Annotated in this window: 13 protein-coding genes; 7 read left to right on the top strand and 6 right to left on the bottom strand. The window is 67.8% G+C overall.

Annotated features, from left to right (window positions below; translation table 11 throughout):
• Positions 1–22 precede the first annotated feature (22 nt).
• Together BBX35_RS12300 and BBX35_RS12295 are read right to left on the bottom strand one after the other, a co-directional pair.
• On the bottom strand, positions 23–556 hold the full coding sequence (locus tag BBX35_RS12300; protein WP_067220425.1) for a phasin: 534 nt from the start codon (positions 554–556) through the stop codon (positions 23–25).
• A gap of 287 nt (positions 557–843) precedes the next feature.
• On the bottom strand, positions 844–1,230 hold the full coding sequence (locus BBX35_RS12295; RefSeq protein WP_228187052.1) for a phasin: 387 nt from the start codon (positions 1,228–1,230) through the stop codon (positions 844–846).
• 439 nt (positions 1,231–1,669) lie between these two features.
• Here BBX35_RS12295 and BBX35_RS12290 point away from each other — a divergent pair, with 439 nt between their 5' ends.
• The 4 genes from BBX35_RS12290 (at position 1,670) to BBX35_RS12275 (ending at position 10,208) form a co-directional block, all read left to right on the top strand.
• Positions 1,670–5,968, top strand: coding sequence for an ATP-binding protein (locus tag BBX35_RS12290; RefSeq protein ID WP_067221511.1), 4,299 nt, complete (start codon positions 1,670–1,672; stop codon positions 5,966–5,968).
• A gap of 132 nt (positions 5,969–6,100) precedes the next feature.
• Positions 6,101–7,063 carry a threonine dehydratase gene (locus tag BBX35_RS12285; RefSeq protein WP_067220422.1) on the top strand — a complete coding sequence of 321 codons (963 nt, stop codon included), beginning with the start codon at positions 6,101–6,103 and terminating at the stop codon, positions 7,061–7,063.
• Between the two features lie 220 nt (positions 7,064–7,283).
• A complete protein-coding gene (locus BBX35_RS12280; protein ID WP_067220420.1) occupies positions 7,284–8,336 on the top strand; it encodes a Fe(3+) ABC transporter substrate-binding protein in 1,053 nt (350 codons plus the stop codon).
• 159 nt (positions 8,337–8,495) lie between these two features.
• Entirely contained in the window at positions 8,496–10,208 is a 1,713-nt protein-coding gene (locus BBX35_RS12275; RefSeq protein WP_083206254.1) for an ABC transporter permease, read from the top strand.
• A 13-nt stretch (positions 10,209–10,221) separates the two neighbouring features.
• On the opposite strand, the gene BBX35_RS12270 is transcribed toward BBX35_RS12275, so the two are convergent.
• From BBX35_RS12270 to BBX35_RS12255, 4 genes are all read right to left on the bottom strand, one after another.
• Complete coding sequence (locus tag BBX35_RS12270; RefSeq protein ID WP_067220418.1) at positions 10,222–11,514, bottom strand: NAD(P)/FAD-dependent oxidoreductase; 1,293 nt, start codon at positions 11,512–11,514, stop codon at positions 10,222–10,224.
• Between the two features lie 34 nt (positions 11,515–11,548).
• Positions 11,549–12,946 (bottom strand): aspartate aminotransferase family protein, encoded by a 1,398-nt coding sequence (locus tag BBX35_RS12265; protein ID WP_067220416.1) that lies wholly within the window; start codon positions 12,944–12,946, stop codon positions 11,549–11,551.
• Between the two features lie 57 nt (positions 12,947–13,003).
• Positions 13,004–14,428, bottom strand: coding sequence for a glutamine synthetase family protein (locus BBX35_RS12260; RefSeq protein WP_088941719.1), 1,425 nt, complete (start codon positions 14,426–14,428; stop codon positions 13,004–13,006).
• Between the two features lie 82 nt (positions 14,429–14,510).
• Entirely contained in the window at positions 14,511–15,227 is a 717-nt protein-coding gene (locus BBX35_RS12255) for a GntR family transcriptional regulator (RefSeq protein ID WP_083206253.1), read from the bottom strand.
• Positions 15,228–15,335: 108 nt separating this feature from the next.
• Here BBX35_RS12255 and BBX35_RS12250 point away from each other — a divergent pair, with 108 nt between their 5' ends.
• From BBX35_RS12250 to BBX35_RS12240, 3 genes are all read left to right on the top strand, one after another.
• Complete coding sequence (locus tag BBX35_RS12250) at positions 15,336–16,727, top strand: glutamine synthetase family protein (RefSeq protein ID WP_067220409.1); 1,392 nt, start codon at positions 15,336–15,338, stop codon at positions 16,725–16,727.
• Between the two features lie 221 nt (positions 16,728–16,948).
• Positions 16,949–18,040: a polyamine ABC transporter substrate-binding protein gene (locus BBX35_RS12245; protein ID WP_067220407.1), complete on the top strand. Its 1,092-nt coding sequence runs from the start codon at positions 16,949–16,951 to the stop codon at positions 18,038–18,040.
• A 66-nt stretch (positions 18,041–18,106) separates the two neighbouring features.
• Complete coding sequence (locus tag BBX35_RS12240; RefSeq protein ID WP_067220405.1) at positions 18,107–19,255, top strand: ABC transporter ATP-binding protein; 1,149 nt, start codon at positions 18,107–18,109, stop codon at positions 19,253–19,255.
• Positions 19,256–19,270: the final 15 nt, after the last annotated feature.

The raw sequence follows: 19,270 nt of genomic DNA, 5'->3' as shown, positions 1-19,270 counted from the left end.
CCGGCCGAAGACCGGAGGCGGATCAGGCCGCCTTGAAGTCCTTGGAGGCCTTCTCGACGGCGCCCTTGAACGTCTCGTTCATCTCGCCGGCCAGCTTGGTGGACAGCTCCTGCATGTCCTTGGCCTGGGCGCCGAACGCGTCGAACTGGGCACGGGCGAAGGAGGTCTGCAGCTCGATCGCCTCGGCCAGCGTCTTCACCTCGAACATGTCCTTGACGAACTGGAACGTGGCGTCGGTGTTGGCGCGGGCCGCGTCGACGGCCTTGTGGTTGAAGTCGAGCACGCTGCGACGGGTGGTCTCGAAGCCGTCCTCGATGAGGTCGGTCGCGTCCTCGGCAGCGGTCTTGAGCTTGGCATAGGCCTCGCGGGCCTGCTCGATGCTCTTCTCGGCCATCTCGCGGGTCACGGCAGGGATTTCCATCTTCGGCATGTTCGGCATGTTCGGCATGGTGAAAGCCTCGAAGTTCGGGAAAGCGGCAATGGTCGCGTCGGCGGCCTTGGCGGTCTTGGCACGCGGCGCCTTCGGCGCCGCAGCAGCGGTCTTGGTCTCGGTCATGGTATGCTCCTTTGGCAGCTCGCTCGCCCTGGGGCGGCCCTGCCTTGCGGGGAAAGCCTGCGACCTGAACGCCAGATGCGCTGGTCGCCATCTACAGATCCCTATATAGCAACGTTCATTGTGCATTGCAACATAACTATTGCATCGCACAATGCGCGGGCCGCGCAGCAGCCATGCATTCGCGCGCCCTGCCGGCCGCAGGGAGCGGATGAGGTTGCGGGATCTGAAGGGGGGAGAAAGCGGCGCCCGGAGCGGACCGAAAGCGAAGCCGGGCGCCGGCAGAGCGGTCAGTCGCGGGTCTTGCGCGCGACGTCCTGTGCGGTGCGGGCGGCCTTGTCGCCGAGCTCGCGCACCTGCTCGCCGAGCGCTTCCATCTGCTTCTTCAGATATTCGCTCTGCAGCTGCATCATTTCCTGCGGGTCCTTGGCGCGGACCATCTTCTGGGCGAGATCGAAGGCCGCGGAGACGTGCTCCTCGGTGTATTCGAGCGCGGTGCGGCCCATGTCGTTGGCGCTGGCCTTGACCGTCTGGGCGGTTTCCTCGGCGCTGCCCACCGCCTTGCGGGTCGCCGACATGTATTCGTCGAAGGCCTTGCGGGCCTGATCGACGCTCTGGTCGGCGAAGTCGCGCATCTGCTCGGGAATTTCAAAGCCTGTCTTGCCGCTTTTCGTCACGATGCCTCTCCTTTACGCTGATCTCATTGACGCTGATCCGGCCCCGGAACCCGGAAGACCCGGCGCGCTGCACGCACGCGAAACCCGCGATGCCTGCGACCCATGCGATCCTAGAGGAAATCCGGCCTGGAGGAAATCGGGCCGATCGGGAGCCCCTAGCATGACCAGGACCTTACAAAGTCATATCGACGCCCCACATCCGGATTAACCACAGTTCAAGAGAAACCGGCCATTTACAGTGGCTGACGTGGACGACTCGGATGCGAAACGATATTTACTGTTTGTTTACCGCGTCGGATTTTGAAAGCTCGGCGCAATCTCGTGTGCCCGCCGGCAAAGACCTGAGGAAACAGGATCTTGCCGGAATGTGCCCCAACCGGACGGCGGGGCGCGGCGGTCGAGATGCCGACAAGGCTGCAATGGCGGAGTGAGCATGCCCATGAACAGCCAGTTGAGCACCTTCATGGCGTTGAGCGGCCTGGCGGCCGCCAGCAGCCACCTGACGGATGCGCGCCCGGCCTGGATCTGGGCCGAGGACGGCAAGACGCTGCTGTGGGCGAACCCGGCAGGCGCGGCCTTCTTCGGCGTCGGCACCCTGGCGGCCCTGTCCGAGCTCTCGGGGCTCGGCCGCGCCCCTGCGCGCCCGCACATCGCGCGCGTCGCCGCAAGCGGCCCGACCGAGCGCGACACCATCGACCGGCTGCGCTTCTATCGCGGCCTGCGGGTGATGCTGCTGACCTGCGCCTGCCGCCGGCTCGACCTGCCGAACGGTTCCAGCGGCGCGCTGATCGTCGCGCTGGACGCCCCGGCCAATGCGGCCGACGGCGAGGAAACCGCCCTTCTCGATTTCCTGGGCGGCGAGGATCACGTCGCCGTGCTCTACCGGCGCGACGGCACGATGCTGACCGGCGGCGCGGGCGAGCTGGAGCTGCCCGACGCGGACAGCGTTCGCGCCGCCCTGCGCCAGGCCAAGCATGCGCCGCTGCGCCGTGATTTCACCTTCGGCGAAGCGCTGCACCAGGCAGCCGTGCTGACGCTGGACAGCGGCTCGGTGCTGATGGTGGCGGACGCGAAGGGGCGCCCCCTCGCCGAGGACGCCGCACCCGCAATCGCTGCGGATATCAGCCCGGTTCTCGACGATGCCGCGGATGCGGCCGAGGGCATGACAGAGGACAGGGCAGAGGATACGGCAGAGGACACCGTCCCGGCCGCGCCCGTGACCGAACCGCCCGCACCGGCGCCCCCGCCGCGCAGCCGCCTCAGCATGGGCGGCCTTTTCGCGTTTGCCAGCGGCACGCGGTTCCTCCCGGCTGGCCGGACGACCGACACCGCAGCCGAGACGCCCGGCCCGAGCGCCGAGGCGACGCCCGCCTCTGACGATGTCGCCGAAGAGCGCCCGGCAGAGCTGGCAATCGAAACGGCACTGAACGAGGCGGCGGAGGCCGAAGTCGAGGCCGAGGCCCCGGTGGAGGCGACGGCCGACGCGGAGCTCCACGAGGAAGCGCAGGAGGAAACCGGCGCGCTCGAAACGACCGAGACGCTGGTGGCCGCGGCGGAGGCCATCGTCATCGCCGACGAGGTCCCGGCCGAACTCCTGTCCGGAACCGCTCCGCAGACGGACGACATCGACGAGACCCGCGATCCGGACGCGGACCCTGCCCTGCCCTTGGCGGCAGACGAGGCGGTCATGCAGGACGAGAGCGAGGCCGAGGCTGCGACGGAGAGCGACGAGGCGCCCGCCGACGAGCCGACTGCGGGCCCGACCGGTGATGCGACGGCTCTTGACGAGACACTGCCCACTGCCGTGCCCGGCTTCGCCTTCGAGGCGCGCGAGCGCCCGGTGCGCTTTGCCTGGAAGATGGATGTCGACCGGCGCTTCACCTTCATCTCGCCCGAGTTCGCCGAGGCGCTCGGCCCGCAGGCCGCCGATGTGGTCGGCCTCAGCTGGGAAGAGGTCGCCGAGCGGCTCGACCTCGACGGCGACGGCCGGGTTGCGGCCGCGCTGCGCCGCCGCGACACCTGGAGCGGGCGCACCGTCGACTGGCCGGTCAGCGGCGCCGCCCTGCGCGTGCCCGTCGACATGGCAGCGCTCCCGGCCTTTGATCGCCAGCGGGTATTCGAGGGTTTCCGCGGTTTCGGCGTCTGCCGGACGGGCGAAGCGTCGGAGGATCCGGCAGCGACCGGCCTGGCGCTGACGCTGCGCGAGGAGGTGGCGGCAGAGCCGCAGGAAATTGCGGCCGAGGAAACCGAGGAGCCGGCGGCAGACGCGGACAGCACGAAGAGCCCGGCGGAGCTCGACGAGATCCGCGAGAGCGAAACGCACGAGCCGCAGCCGGAAACCGCGACAGAGACAGAGACCACGGCGGACGCCGCTCCGCAGGCCGAAGAGGACGCAGCAGACCTTGCCGCCGTACCGGCCTCCCTGCTGGTTCCCGCTCCCGAGGAGCAGGCCGCCGAGCCGGCGCCGCGAGACCTGACCGCCGATGTCGCCGACCTGCTCGACCTGCCGGGCGCGCGGGAGATCGACGACATCTTTGCCGCAGATACTGCGGACCAAGCCGACGCGGAAGCGGAAGAGACCGCGATCTCGGAGGCCGAAACCGAAACGGCCGACGCGGACGAGCCGAGCGTGGAGGCCGGCACCGACGAGGCGCCTGCCGTGCAGGCAGATCTGCAGGAGGACCTGCCCGCGGAGCCGGAGCTTTCGGCTGCCGCGGAGGATGCCGCAGGGACGCACAATCTTGACGCCGTCTCGGACGATGCAGCCGAGACGGCGACAGAAGCCGAAGCCGAGAAGCCCGTCGCTCCGGCGGAGGCCGGCCTGCTGCCGCTGATCGAGCCGCAGGCGCCGGTGGTCACGCCGGACACCCGGGAGCCCCAGGCCCGCACGCTTGCGCAGGAAACGACGGCAGCGCCGCGGCGCGACGAGGACCTCGACACCTCGCGCCTGTCCAAGCCCGAGCGCGAGGCCTTCCGCAAGATCGCCGAGGCGCTCGGCGCCCGCAGCGAGCTGGACGAGGCCGCCCCTGCCCCGGCAGAGGCGATCCGCACGCCTGCCGATCCGTCTCCTCCGGCAACCGATGCGCCCGTCAGCGACACGGCGGAAGAACCGGCCGGTTCCGGATCCGGGGCGGCAGCGCCCCTCCCGCCGACGACGACCACCACGATCGACGGCCGCGACGCCCCCAACGTTGCCAGCCTCGGAATCATTCCGCGGATGCAGACGCCGGCAGCGCCGCGCGCCGCACGCACCAGCCTGCTTGACAAGCTGCCGGTCGGCGTCGCGATCATCGCCGGCGAGGATGTCGACTATGCCAACGCGACGCTGCTCGACCTGCTGGGCTATGCCGATCTCGACACGCTGAAATCCGTCGGCGGGCTCGATACGGTTTTCGCCGAGCCCGAGGACTGGCCGAGCGCCCTGCCCGGCGCCATGACCGAACGGACGATGCGCATCCGCGTCGCCGACGGCAGCACCAAGCCGGTAAAGGCGCGGCTGCACACGGTGCCGTGGAAGGAGGGCACAGCGCTGATGATGTCGCTGCTCGACCGGCACGACCCGGCGCAGGAAGCCGCGCTCGACCGGCTGCACGAGACCCAGTCGGCGCTGGCGCTGGCCGAGGAGCACCTGGCCGAGATGGATGCGGTGCTGGAAACCGCGACGGACGGGGTGCTGATCCTCGACGAGGGCGGCCGCATCATGAAGGTGAACCGCTCCGCCGAGGCGCTGTTCGACGGGGCCCGCGAGAACATGATCGGCGCGCCGCTGACCGACTTCCTGGCCCCGGAAAGCCACCGCGACGCCAACGACTATCTGGACGGGCTCGCCCGCAACGGCGTCGCCAGCGTGCTGAACGACGGACGCGAGGTGATCGGCCAGTTGCGCTCCGGCGGGCTGATCCCGCTGTTCATGACCATCGGCCGGGTCGGCCACGGCTCGGAAGGGCCGCGCTTCTGCACGGTGCTGCGCGACATCACCCAGTGGAAGACGGCCGAGGAGGAACTGACCGACGCCAAGCGGCAGGCGGAAAACGCCAGCTCGCAGAAGTCGGACTTCTTGGCCAAGATCAGCCACGAGATCCGCACGCCGCTCAATGCGATCATCGGCTTTTCGGAAGTGATGATGGAGGAGCGCTTCGGTCCGGTCGGCAACGACCGCTACAAGGGCTACCTGCGCGACATCCACAATTCCGGCTCGCATATCATGAGCCTGATCAACGACCTGCTCGACCTGTCGAAGATCGAGGCGGGCAAGCTGGACCTGACCTTCGAGGCGGTGTCGGCCAACGACATCATCCGCGAATGCGTCGCCCTGATGCAGCCGCAGGCCAACCGGGAGCGAGTGATCATCCGCGCCAGCCTGCCGACCTCGGTGCCGAAGATCGTCGCCGACGGCCGTTCGGTGCGCCAGATCGTGCTGAACCTTCTGTCCAACGCCATCAAGTTCAACCAGCCGGGCGGACAGGTGATCGTCTCGACGGCGCTGGAGGACACAGGCGAGGTGATCCTGCGGGTGCGCGACACCGGGATGGGCATGAGCCACCAGGACCTGGCCGCGGCGATGGAGCCGTTCCGCCAGCTGCACACTGCCCGCCACGGCGGCGGCACCGGGCTCGGCCTGCCGCTGACCAAGGCGCTGGTCGAGGCGAACCGGGCGAGCTTCCGGATCGACTCGGAGGTCAATCACGGCACGCTGGTGGAGGTCACCTTCCCGCCGCAGCGCGTGCTGGCGGAGTAACCGGGACCTTTCGCGAAGGCCCTGGGTGCGGAATGGGCGGGGATTGACCCGCCCTTCCGGGCGCGCCACTCTACCGGCCTCGCCATCGGGCGGGCCTGTCGCGCGGGTCCGCCATCATCTTCCGGATCCGCCATGCTTACCCTTGCCGCCATCGAGGATGCCGCCGAGACCGTCTACCGGTCGATGGCTCCGACCCCGCAATATGCCTGGCCGCTGCTGGCGGACGCGGTGGGACGGAAGGTCTGGGTCAAGCACGAGAACCACACGCCGACCGGCGCCTTCAAGGTGCGCGGCGGACTGGTGATCACCAGCGGCATCGCACGCAATTCGCCCGCCGGCACCGGCATCATCTCCGCCACCCGCGGCAATCACGGCCAGAGCCTTGCCTTCGCCTCGGCCCGCAACGGGCTGGCCTGCACCATCGTCGTCCCGCACGGCAATTCGGCCGAGAAGAACGCCGCGATGCGCGCCTTCGGGGCCGAGCTGGTGGAGGCCGGCGGCGATTTCGACGAGGCCAAGCAGCATGCGATGGCACTGGCGGACGAGCGGGGCCTGATGATGGTGCCGAGCTTCCACCCGGATCTGGTGCGCGGCGTTGCCACCTATGCGATGGAGTTCTTCCGGGCAGCCGACGATCTCGACGTCGTCTATGTACCGATCGGCCTCGGCTCCGGCATCTGCGGGATGATCTCGGCGCGCGACCTGCTGGGCCGGCGCACGCGGATCGTCGGCGTGGTTTCCGACAAGGCCGACGCCTATGCGCTGTCGCTGGAAAGCGGCCAGCGGGTGGAGACGGCGAGCGCCGTCACCTTCGCCGACGGCATGGCGGTGCGCGGGCCGGACGAGACCGCCCTGGCGATGATCCGCGCCGGCGTCGACGACATCCTGCGCGTCAGCGACGAGGCGATTGCGGAGGCCGTGCGCCTGCTCTACCGCACCACGCACTCCGTTGCCGAAGGCTCCGGGGCAGCGGCCCTTGCCGCCTTGCTGCAGGACCAAAGGCGCGGAGAAGTCGCCGGCATCGTGCTCAGCGGGCAGAATATCGACACCGCCTGGATGGCCGAGATCCTGGCCGGCGGCACCCCCGCTCCCTGACGAAGGCCGCCCCCGGTCCGGTACCTTGCGAAAACTTGCCAGATTCACTCACCTTAACTTAGAATAATTCTAAAATATTGATTTTGCAGGCGATTATTCTTGACACAGAAACTCCTGTTTATAGGATGCGGGCGCCTGACGAGGAGCTGCCGCAACGGTAGTTCCGCGGGCCAATGCAACCGACATCAGGGCCTTGTCCCCTGATCGCTGGGAGAGTTCCATGTTCCACAAGGTTTCCGCTCTGCGCACCGGCGTTCTGTCCGCTGCGCTTCTCGCATCCGCCGCGATCGCAACGCCGGCCGCTGCCGAGGGTGAGGTCAACATCTATTCCTATCGCCAGCCGTTCCTGATCGAACCGCTGCTCGAGGCCTTCACCAAGGAAACCGGGATCAAGACCAACGTCATCTTCGCTGCCGACGGCCTTGCCGAGCGCATCCAGGCCGAGGGCGCGAATTCGCCGGCCGACGTGCTGCTGACGGTCGACATCGGCCGCCTCGACGGCGCCAAGGAAGCCGGCATCACCCAGCCGGTGACGTCCGAGGTCGTCAACGCGAACGTGCCGGCGGAGTTCCGCGACCCGGAGGGCCACTGGATCGGCCTGACCACCCGCGCGCGCATCATCTACGCCTCCAAGGAGCGCGTGGCGCAGGACAGCATCACCTATGAGGAGCTGGCCGACCCGAAGTGGAAGGGCAAGATCTGCACCCGTTCGGGCCAGCACGTCTACAACGTCGCCCTGTTCGCCTCCATCGTCGCCCACAAGGGTGCCGAGGAAGCAGAGACGTGGCTCGCCGGCGTGCGCGACAACCTCGCCCGCAAGCCGACCGGCAACGACCGCAGCCAGGTCCAGGCGATCTTCGCCGGCGAATGCGACATCTCGCTCGGCAACACCTACTACATGGGTGCGATGCTGAACAACGAGAAGGAGCCGGAGCAGAAGGACTGGGCCAACTCGGTCAAGATCCTGTTCCCGAACACCGAAGATCGCGGCACCCACGTCAACATCTCGGGCGTCGTGATGGCCAAGAACGCTCCGAACCCGGAAGCGGCCGTCAAGCTGATCGAGTTCCTGTCCTCGGAAGAGGCCCAGCACATCTACGCCGAGGCCAACAACGAGTACCCGGTGAAGCCGGGCGTCGAGATCTCCGAGCTGGTCGCCTCGTGGGGCGCGTTCAAGCCGGACACCCTGTCGCTCGACGAGATCGCCAAGAACCGCAAGACCGCCAGCGAGCTGGTCGACAAGGTCGGCTTCAACGACGGTCCGCAGAGCTGAGGACGCCTCCTCGCCTGCAGGCTTGAAACCCGCGGCGCCCGGTCCTTGTGACCGGGCGCCGTTCTCCGTTTCCGGACGAGACCGGAACCGGCCTACAGACCAGCAAGATCCGGGCCCGCCACACCGGGTCTTGCCGATCGAGCCCCGTCAGAAGCACCCATGAGCGACACTGCCCGCCTCGACGACATGACCGCGATCCCGGTCGCACCGCGCGCCTCGCGCAGCCTCGCCGACCGGCTATGGCTCGTGGCCGGTCTCCTCGTCGCCGCCCTGACGCTGCTGCCGATCGGCGCCCTGCTGGTTCTTGCCGCCCAGCCGACGGGCGATGTGTGGAGCCATCTGATCGGCACGGTGCTGCCGCGATCACTCCAGACCACGTTCCTGCTGCTGCTGGGTGTCGGCCTGATCACCTTCGTCGTGGGCACGGGCACTGCCTGGCTCGTCACCATGTGCCGGTTTCCCGGCCGGGCCCTGTTCGACTGGGCGCTGCTGCTGCCGCTGGCGGTGCCGACCTACATCATCGCCTATACCTATGTGGAGATCCTCACCTTCACCGGGCCGGTTCAGACCCTCGTGCGCGAGATCTTCGGCTTCCGCACCTCGCGGGAGTACTGGTTCCCGGAGATCCGCTCGCTCGGCGGCGCGATCTTCGTAATGGGCTTCGTGCTCTACCCGTATGTCTACCTGACGACGCGCGCCTCGTTGCTGCTGCAGTCCGCCTCGACGCTGGACGTGTCGCGCACGCTCGGCGCCGGCCCGATGCGCCTGTTCTTCCGCGTGGCGCTGCCGCTCGCCCGTCCGGCCATCGTCGTCGGCATCTCGCTCGCCCTGATGGAGTGCCTCAACGACATCGGCGCGGTGACCTTTTTCGGCGTCCACACGCTCAGCTTCTCCGTCTACGACACCTGGGTCCACCGCTCGAGCCTGGCCGGCGCGGCGCAGATCGCCTGCGCCATGCTGGCGCTGGTCTTCGCGCTGTTGTGGATGGAGCGGCGCGCTCGCAAGGGCCAGCGGTTCCACACCACGTCCGCCAACTACAAGACCCTGCCGAGCTACCGGCTGAGCGGGCCGCGCGCGTGGCTCGCCACCGCCGCCTGCGCCCTGCCGATCCTGATCGGCTTCGTCTTCCCGGCGGCGCTGCTTGCCGACTATGCCAGCCGCCGGCTCGACGACCTGTTCGATCCGCGCCTGCTGTCGGCAATGCAGAACACGCTGGTGCTGTCGGTCTCGGCTGCCCTGCTGACCGTGGTGATCGGTGTGGTGCTCACTTATGCGCACCGCGTCCAGGCCAGCCGGACGACGCAGCTCTTCGGCCGCATCGCCTCGATCGGCTATGCCATTCCGGGAACGGTGCTGGCCGTCGGCATCCTGATCCCGCTGGCGAATTTCGACAATTTCATCGACGGCATCGCCCGCTCGACCTTCGGCTTCTCGACCGGGCTGCTGCTGATCGGCTCGGGAACGGCGCTGGTCTATGCCTACATGGTCCGCTTCCTGGCCGTCTCCTACGGCCAGATCGAGGGCGGCTTCGGCAAGGTGACGCCGCATCTCGACATGGCCGCGCGCACGCTGGGGCGCAGCTCCGGACGGATCCTGTTCCAGGTGCACCTGCCGATCCTGCGCCCGGTGCTGCTGACGGCGCTGCTGCTGGCCTTCGTCGACTGCATGAAGGAGCTGCCGGCGACGATCCTGCTGCGGCCGTTCAATTTCGAGACGCTGGCGACGACGGTCTACAACGCCGCCTCGCGCGAGGCCTTCGGCGAAGGCGCCCTGCCGGCGCTGCTGATCGTGCTGGTAGGCCTGGTGCCCTCGATCCTGCTGGCGCGCACCTCCGCCCGCAGCTTCCGCGACAAGGGCAGCACGCGGCTTTGACGGCTCCGGCCGGCTACCAGAGCCGGTCGCGCAGGGCGAACCAACTCATCGCCAGCACCAGAATCGGCCAGCGGAACGCCCGCCCGCCGGGGAACTTCGGCGGCGAAAGCTTCTCGAACACGTCGAACCGTTCATCGTCGCCCAGCATGGCGCAGGCCGCCGCATGGCCGCAAAAGCCGGCCATCGCGACACCGTGGCCGGAAAAACCTGCCGCGACATAGACGCCCGGCGCCGTGCGCCGCAGGCACGGCATGCGCGAGGTCGTGACGCCGAGCGTGCCGCCCCAGGCATGGGAGACGGGCGCGGTCGCAAGCTGCGGATAGACATTGCTCAAATGCGAGCGCACGAACGCGCGCAGGTCCGGCGGAAAACCGCGCCGATAGGTCTCGCCGCCGCCGAACAGCAGCCGCAGGTCGCGGGTCAGGCGCCAGTAATAGACGACGAAACGGCTGTCGGAGACCGCCTCGCGGCCGGGAATCAGATGATCGGCCGCCTCGCGCGACAGCGGCTCGGTGGTCAGGATGTAGTTGTTGATCGGCATGACCCGGGCTTCGCTGTCCCGGTCGAGCCCCGCGAGATAGCCGTTGCCGGCCAGCAGCACGCTGCCGGCGTCGATCTCGCCCTGCCCGCTGCCGACCAGAACCCGGCCGCCCTCGTGGCGCAGGGAGACGGCACGAGTCGCCTCATGCAGCACGACGCCGGCCGCTTCCGCCGCATCTGCCAGCCCCTGTGCCAGCTTCAGCGGATGCAGGTGCCCTGCCCCGCCGTCGCGCACGCCGCCGTAATACCGCTTGGTGCCGATGGCCGCCGTCAGCTGCGCCCGGTCGAGCGGCGTGACCGCGTCATAGCCGTAGTCGCGGGCGAGCTTTTCGGCATAGTCCCATTCCTCGGCAACGAACCGCTCCTTGTGGGCGGCGTGGATCAGACCTTCCGTCCAGTCGCAGTCGATGCCGAAGCGCTGCACCCGGTCGTGCAACAGGGCCTTGGCCTCCTCGGCGAAGGTCCAAAGCCTGCGGGCGGTGTCGAGACCGTACTGCTTTTCCAGATAGGCCTGGTCGCGCCTCTGGCCGCTGTGCAACTGGCCGCCGTTGCGCCCGCTGGCGCCCCAGCCGATGCGGTTCTGCTCGATCAGAACGACCGAACGGCCCGCCTCGGCAAGGGTGATCGCCGCGTTGAGGCCGGTGAAGCCGCCGCCGACGATGGCGACGTCCGCCTGGATCGTGCCGGCCAGCGCCGGGCGGACGGGGCGGTCCTCGGCGCTGGTCGCGTAGTAGGACGGAGCATGGGCATGGGCGATCTCGGTCACGTCCGCCTCCCCGCGGTCTGGTGTGCAGCGCGCCTCAAGCTGCGAGCCGGCCGTCCTTCTTCAGCGCTGCATAGGTCTCGTCGAGCGTGCGGGCGGCCCGGGCGACGAGTTCGTCCGCCTCTTCGTGGGTCAGCACCAGAGGCGGCGAGATGATCATGCTGTCGCGCACCGCGCGCATGACCAGGCCGTTGCCGAAGGAGATGTCGCGGCAGAGCGTGCCGACCTCGCCGACCGGCGCAAACTTGCGCGAGCGGTCGCCCTTGGCCGGCACCAGCTCCAGCGCGCCGACGAGACCGACCATGCGCGCCTCGCCGACCAGCGGATGGTCGCCCAAAGCCTTCCAGCGTTGCTGCAGATAGGGGCCGATATCGTCGGCCACCCGCTCGACCAGCCGCTCGCGCACCATGATGTCGAGATTGGCAAGCGCCGCCGCGCAGCAGGCCGGATGACCGGAATAGGTGTAGCCGTGATAGAACTCGCCGCCCTTGTCGATGAAGGCCTCGGCCACCCGGTCGGCGATCATCACCCCGCCGATCGGCAGGTAGCCGGAGGACAGGCCCTTGGCGATCGGCATCAGGTCCGGCTCGATGCCGTAATGCTGCGAGCCGAACCAGCTGCCGAGGCGCCCGAAACCGCAGATCACCTCGTCGGCGACCAACAGGATGTCGCGCTCGCGGCAGATGCGGGCGACTTCCGGCCAGTAGCTGTCCGGCGGGATGATGACCCCGCCCGCGCCCTGGATCGGCTCGGCTATGAACGCTGCCACCTTGCCCTCGCCGAGGACGTCGATGGCGCGCTCCAGCTCGCGTGCCGCCCACAGGCCGAACTCGTCCGGCGACATCTCGCCGCCTTCGCCGAACCAGTAGGGCTGGGGGATGTGATGGACGCCGGGCACCGGCAGGTCGCCCTGCGCATGCATACCGGTCATGCCGCCGAGGCTGGTGCCGGCCAGCGTGGAGCCGTGATAGCCGTTCCAGCGGCCGATGATCGTCTTCTTCTCCGGCTTGCCCATCAGGTCCCAATAGGTGCGGACCATGCGGAACACGGTGTCGTTCGCCTCCGAGCCGGAGGAGGTGAAGAACACGCGGTTGAACTGCGGCGGGCTGAGCTGCGCCAGGCGCTCCGACAGGGCGATGACCGGCGGATGGCTGGTCTTGAAGAAGGTGTTGTAATAGTCGAGCTCGCGCATCTGCTTCTCGACCGCGTCGACGATCTCGCCGCGGCCGTGCCCGACCTGGCAGCACCAAAGGCCGGCCATGCCGTCGAGATAGCGGTTGCCGTCGCTGTCGGTCAGCCACACGCCCTCGGCCGAGGTGATGACGCGCACGCCCTCCCGGTTCAGCGCACCCGTGTCGGTGAAGGGGTGGAAGTGATGTGCAGCGTCGCGGGCGCGCAGGTCGGCGGTCGGGTAAAGGTTCGAGGCACCGGTCATGGTGGCGTCTCCCGGTTTTTCTGGTTGTCGATCTCTTTGCCCCGCCAGACGCGCGCGTCAGACGTTGAGCAGCAGGTACTCCCGCTCCCATGGGCTGATGACCTTCATGAAGGTCTCGAATTCTTCCTGCTTGATGGCGCGGTAGGTGGCGACGAACTTCTCGCCGAACACGTCGATCAGCTCCTCGCACTCGCCGAACAGCGCCACCGCTTCCAGCAGGCCGCGCGGCAGGGCGTGCATGTCCTCGCTGAAGTTGCCGCTGCGCGGCTCGTCCGGCGTCAGGCGCTGCTTGATGCCGAGATAGCCGCAAGCGAGCGAGGCGGCGATGGCCAGATACGGATTGGCGTCGGACGAGGGAACGCGGTTCTCGAGCCGGCGGGCGCCGGGCTTGGAGTTCGGCACGCGCAGGCCCACCGTCCGGTTGTCGTAGCCCCAGTGCACGTTGACCGGCGCCGTGGTGCCGCGGGTGAAGCGGCGGTAGGAGTTCACGTAAGGCGCCAGGATGCAGGTCACCGCCGGCAGATAGGCCTGGTGGCCGGCGATGAAGGACAGGAACTCGCTGGTCGGCTCGCCGTCGTCGCGCGAGAAGATGTTGGTGCCCTTGTCCGCGTCCATCACCGACTGATGGATGTGCATGGACGAGCCGGGCTGGTTCGACATCGGCTTGGCCATGAAGGTGGCGTACATGTCGTGGCGCAGCGCCGCCTCGCGGATCGTGCGCTTGAACAGGAACACCTGATCGGCAAGCTCGAGCGGATGGCCGTGCCGGAGATTGATCTCCATCTGCGCGGCGCCCTCCTCGTGGATCAGCGTGTCGATCTCCAGGCCCTGCGCCTCCGACAGGTCGTAGATGTCGTCGATCAGGTCGTCGAACTCGTTGAGCGCGGAAATCGAATAGGACTGGCGGCCGACCTCCGGCCGGCCCGAGCGGCCCGTCGGCGGCTCCAGCGGATAGTCCGGATCGGTGTTCGGGCGGACGAGGTAGAACTCCATCTCCGGGGCGACCAGCGGCGCCCAGCCCTCGTCCTCGTAGAGCTGCAGCACGCGCTTCAGCACGTTGCGCGGCGCCGTCTCCACCGGAATGCCCTCGCGGGTATAGGCGTCGTGGATCAGCTGGGCGGTCGGGTCGCTTTCCCAGGGCACGGCGGTCAGCGTCGAATAGTCGGCGCGGAAGAACAGGTCGCCGTCGGTGGTGTTGTGCTGGAACCGCTCGTCGTCCGGCGGATAGTCGCCGGAAATGGTCTGGGCGAAGATCGAGGCGGGCATCGTCATCACCGGGCCGGAGAAGAATTTCTCCGTCGGCATCATCTTGCCGCGCGCCACGCCGGCAAGGTCGGGCACGATGCACTCGATGTCCTCGATCCCGCGCTCGGACAGCCACAGCTGGGCCGCGTCGAAGCTCTCGACGCCCCGGCGGCTGGCAATCTTCGGTGCGGATTTCTTCTTCTTGCTCACGGGTCTCGCCTTTCGGGCGCAGGGCATGCGGGGCAGCGGGCACCTGCCCGCCTCCTCACCGCATCGCTGCATTTTGTGATCACATTTTCATCGAGTCAATCGCCGGCGATCATTCGGCAACCGACGGCCCGCCATCGGGAAGCCCGGTGTCGAGCAGGTCCATTCCGCAGCGGATGTCCGCCGCCACCGCCTCGCGCAGGGCTGCGGCATCGCGGGCCCGCACGGCGTCGATCGCCTCCTTGTGGTGATCGACGAGGGCCGACGTTCCCACCCGCCCGTAGACGGTGCGCATGAACGGGGCGAACTGCAACCACAGACTTTCGACAAGGGGCAGCAGCACCTGCGAGCCTGCCGCACGATAGATCGCGAAATGAAAGGAATGGTTGAGACGCATGTAGGTTTCCGCGTCGCCGCCATCGAGGCTGGCGTCGATCCGGTCGTCGATCGCGGCAAGCCGCGCCGCATCGCGCGGCCCCAGTTGCGCTGCCGCAGCCTGCGCCAGCTCCGGCTCCAGCAGCAGGCGCGCCTTGACGATCTCGGCAAGGCGCGGCGGCGTCATCGTCGGCACCTGGATGCGCCCGTTGGCGCGGATTTCCAGCGCATGGCCGGCCGCCATCGTCCGCACCGCCTCGCGCACCGGCATCGGGCTGACCTTCAGCTCCTGCGCCAGACCGCGCAGCGTCACGGCCCGTCCGGGGACGAAACGCCCGGTCAGCAGCGCCTCGCGCAGCGCCTCCTCGACCGTGTCGCGCAGCGAATGCCGGCCGGGCGCGGCGGCAGTCTCCTGCGCGTCCTTCACCTGTTGCGGGCGGCTTTGGCCAGCCATTTTCCTTGGTTCCTCCCGGCCTTGCTTGACAGCCTTGCCGCTACGTGATCACATTTTTGCGTAAACAGCAATTCGCGCGAACGACAGGTTCGCGCCCTGGAGGATCTGATGTTGCAGACCCATCGCACGGCCTGGCAGCGCCCGGCCGGCGGCGTCGACTGGCAGGAAGAAGTGGCCCGCTTCGAGGCGGAATATCCGGACCTCGACACGCTGGAGGTGATCCTGCCCGACAGCAACGGGGTCCTGCGCGGCAAGTGGCTGCCCGGAAGCGCGCTGCGCAAGGTGTTCGAGAGCGGCGTCGCCCTGCCCTTCTCGCTGTTCGGCCTCGACGTGTGGGGCCGTGAGGTCGAAGAGACCGGAATGCACATCGAGACCGGCGACAAGGACGGCGTGTGCTGGCCGGTGCCCGGTTCGCTGCGCGCCGTGCCCTGGGCCGAGCGTCCGACGGCGCAGGTGCTGCTGTCGATGCACGACCGCGACGGCACCGCCTTCATGTGCGATCCGCGCCACGTGCTGGCCCGCATGGCCAACCGGCTGGGCGAGCACGGGCTGACGGCGACGGCAGCCTTCGAGCTGGAGTTCTATCTGTTCGAAGACAAGGACGACGGCGACTGGAGCAGCGCGCCGACGCCGATCTTCTCCACCCATCTCGGTCCGGCGCGGCAGAACATGTATGCGCTGTCGGACCTTGAGGCCTTGATGCCGCTGGTCGACGAGATCCGCCGCTCTGCCGATGCGCAGGACATTCCGGCAGATGCCGCGGTATCGGAAGCAGCGCCCGGGCAGTTCGAGCTCAACCTGCACTACCAGCGCGATCCCTTGCGCGCCGCGGACGATGCGGTGCTGCTGCGCCGGCTGGTCGCGGGCGTTGCCCGCAAGCACAATCTCAAGGCCTCCTTCATGGCCAAGCCCTTCGTCGAATGGCCGGGCAACGGCATGCACGTCCATGTCTCGATGGAGGACGGCACGGGCAACATCTTCGCCGATCCGGAGACGGGCGAGACGCGCCTCGGCTACGCGATCCGCGGGCTGCTCGACACGATGCCGGAGGCGCACCTCCTGTTCGTCTCCACGTTCAACGGCTTCCGCCGGATGCAGCCGGGCTCCTATGCGCCGACCTCGATCTGCTGGGGCTACGACAACCGCTCGGTCGCCCTGCGCGTGCCGGCCGGAACGCCGGCCTCGGCGCGGATCGAGCACCGGATCGCCGGCGCCGATGCCAATCCGTATCTGGTGCTGACCGGCGTGCTGGCCGGGATGATGCAGGGCGTGCTCGGCGAATTGCCGCCGCCCCCGGCCGTCGACGGCAATGCCTATGAGAAGACCGCGCCGCGCCTGACGCCGTGGATGGACGAGGCGATCGACGCCTTCGCCGCCTCGCAGCGGATGAAGGACGCGGTCGGCGAGGAGATGCACAAGGTGCTGGTCGATATCAAGCGTCACGAGCTCTTCGCATTCGGGCGCGAGATTTCGTCGCTGGAGCGTCAGACATATCTGTGATGCGCCTGCGGTTGGGGAAATGCCTGTCCGCAAAGGCAGTTCGTGGAGATTGACGCGGATGCTCTCTTGAGGACGGACGGCATCGCTTCTAGGCTGCGGGGCAGAGGGGCCGCACGCGGCCGAACGAAAGACACGATCCGGGACGGGACCCAGCGTCCGTAACCGGAAACGACAGGGGCCGGGGTGCGAGCCGCGCCGGCGAAGGCCAGACGGAGGGACTGATGAAGAAGCTGCTGTTCACCAGCGTCGCAATGCTCGGCGTGATCGCCGCCACCGCGGCATCCGCCCAGGACCGGGAAGTGCGCGTCTACAACTGGTCGGACTATATCGACGAGTCCGTGCTCGAGGAGTTCACCAAGGAGACCGGCATCAAGGTCGTCTACGACGTGTTCGACAGCAACGAGATGCTGGAGACCAAGCTGCTGGCCGGCGGGACCGGCTACGACGTCGTCGTGCCGACCGGCACCTTCCTCGGCCGCCAGATCCAGGCCGGCGTCTTCCAGAAGCTCGACAAGTCGAAGCTGCCGAACCTGAAGAACATGTGGCCGCAGATCTCCAGCCGCATCGAGAAGTTCGACCCGGGCAACGAGCACGCCATCAACTACATGTGGGGAACCACCGGCTTCGGCTACAATGTCGACAAGATCAAGGAGCGCATGCCCGACGCCCCGCTCGACAGCTGGGACATGATCTTCAAGCCGGAAGTGATCTCCAAGTTCGCCGATTGCGGCGTGCACCTGCTCGACACCGCCGACGAGATCTTTCCGGCAGCGCTGAACTATCTCGGGCTCGACCCCGACAGCGGCGATCCGGAAGACTTCAAGAAGGCCGGCGAACTTCTGATGAAGATCCGTCCCTACATCCAGAAGTTCCACTCGTCGGAGTACATCAACGCGCTGGCCAATGGCGACATCTGCCTGGCCGTGGGCTGGTCCGGCGACGTGCTGCAGGCGCGCGACCGCGCCTCGGAGGCCAATAACGGCGTCACGGTCGAATACGTCATCCCCAAGGAAGGTGCGATGATGTGGTTCGACAACATGGCGATCCCGGCGGACGCGCCGCATGTGGAGGAGGCCCATGCCTTCCTCAACTTCATCATGAAGCCGGAAGTCGTCGCCAAGGCGACCAACTACGTCTTCTACGCCAACGGCAACAAGGCGAGCCAGGAGTTCGTCGACAAGGAAGTGCTGGACGATCCGGCGATCTACCCGAGCGAGGAGACCGTCGAGAAGCTGTTCACCACCACCACCAAGTCGCCCCAGGCCATGCGGGCACGCACCCGCGAGTGGACCCGGGTCAAGACCGGCCAGTAAGCGAAACGCTCGTCCGGCCGCCGACCGGCGGCCGGGCCCTTTCCTCCCGTCGACGAGGGGGCTGACTTGGCAAAGAAACCGATCGGGCCGGTGCGCCGCGACTTCGCACCCTGGGACGACCCGCAGGCGAAGCCGTATATCGAGTTCAGGAACGTTACCAAGACCTTCGGCGACTTCACCGCCGTCGACAACCTATCGCTCAAGATCTACGAGCGCGAGTTCTTCGCCCTGCTCGGCGGCTCCGGCTGCGGCAAGACGACGATGATGCGCATGCTCGCCGGCTTCGAGACGCCGAACGCGGGCGAGATCTATCTCGACGGGCAGAACCTGGCTGGCGTGCCGCCCTACAAGCGCCCGGTCAACATGATGTTCCAGTCCTACGCGCTGTTCCCGCACATGAGCGTGGAGGCGAATGTCGCCTTCGGCCTCAAGCAGGAGGGCATGCCGAAGGACCAGATCACCGCGCGCGTCGAGGAAATGCTGAAGCTGGTGAAGCTGCAGGACTTCGCCAAGCGCAAGCCGCACCAGCTGTCCGGCGGCCAGAGGCAGCGCGTCGCGCTGGCCCGCTCGCTGGCCAAGAAGCCCAAGGTGCTGCTGCTCGACGAGCCGCTCGGCGCCCTCGACCGCAAACTGCGCGAGGAGACCCAGTTCGAGCTCACCGACCTGCAATACGAGCTCGGCATGACCTTCCTGATCGTCACCCACGACCAGGAAGAGGCCATGACCATGGCCGACCGCATCGCCGTCATGGACCGCGGCCGGATCATCCAGATCGCCACGCCGGCGGAAATCTACGAGCTGCCGAACTCGCGGTTCGTGGCCGATTTCATCGGCGATATCAATCTGATGGAATGCAAGGTCACCGCCAAGGACGGCGACATCTGCCGCATGACGTCGGTCGAGTTCGGCTGCGAGATCGAGGTAATGCATCCTGTCGAGGCAGGCATCGGCGACACGGTGTGGTTCGCGATCCGCCCCGAGAAGGTGCGCATTTCCTTCGAGGAACCCGCCAGCAAGGTGAACGCGGTGACCGGCGAGGTCTGGGACATCGCCTATCTCGGCGACGTCTCGATCTACCACACGCACATCGCCAACGAGCAGACCGTGCGGGCCACCGTTGCCAACCGGTCGCGCGTCGTCGAACGGCCGGTCGGCTGGGACGACAAGGTGTGGCTGACCTGGGATGCGGATGCCGGGGTCGTTCTGACGAAGTAACGCCGTTCGGCGGGG

Origin of the sequence: Stappia indica, assembly GCF_001696535.1 — a bacterium.
Taxonomy (GTDB): Bacteria; Pseudomonadota; Alphaproteobacteria; order Rhizobiales; family Stappiaceae; genus Stappia; species Stappia indica.
This window is presented reverse-complemented; position numbering and strand designations above follow the sequence as displayed.

Coding starts and splice junctions, on each gene's coding strand:
- BBX35_RS12255 (WP_083206253.1), bottom strand. CDS start 15,227: ATGGCTGGCCAAAGCCGCCCGCAACAGGTGAAGGACGCGCAGGAGACT.
- BBX35_RS12250 (WP_067220409.1), top strand. CDS start 15,336: ATGTTGCAGACCCATCGCACGGCCTGGCAGCGCCCGGCCGGCGGCGTC.
- BBX35_RS12280 (WP_067220420.1), top strand. CDS start 7,284: ATGTTCCACAAGGTTTCCGCTCTGCGCACCGGCGTTCTGTCCGCTGCG.
- BBX35_RS12260 (WP_088941719.1), bottom strand. CDS start 14,428: ATGCCCTGCGCCCGAAAGGCGAGACCCGTGAGCAAGAAGAAGAAATCC.
- BBX35_RS12275 (WP_083206254.1), top strand. CDS start 8,496: ATGAGCGACACTGCCCGCCTCGACGACATGACCGCGATCCCGGTCGCA.
- BBX35_RS12245 (WP_067220407.1), top strand. CDS start 16,949: ATGAAGAAGCTGCTGTTCACCAGCGTCGCAATGCTCGGCGTGATCGCC.
- BBX35_RS12300 (WP_067220425.1), bottom strand. CDS start 556: ATGACCGAGACCAAGACCGCTGCTGCGGCGCCGAAGGCGCCGCGTGCC.
- BBX35_RS12265 (WP_067220416.1), bottom strand. CDS start 12,946: ATGACCGGTGCCTCGAACCTTTACCCGACCGCCGACCTGCGCGCCCGC.
- BBX35_RS12290 (WP_067221511.1), top strand. CDS start 1,670: ATGAACAGCCAGTTGAGCACCTTCATGGCGTTGAGCGGCCTGGCGGCC.
- BBX35_RS12285 (WP_067220422.1), top strand. CDS start 6,101: ATGCTTACCCTTGCCGCCATCGAGGATGCCGCCGAGACCGTCTACCGG.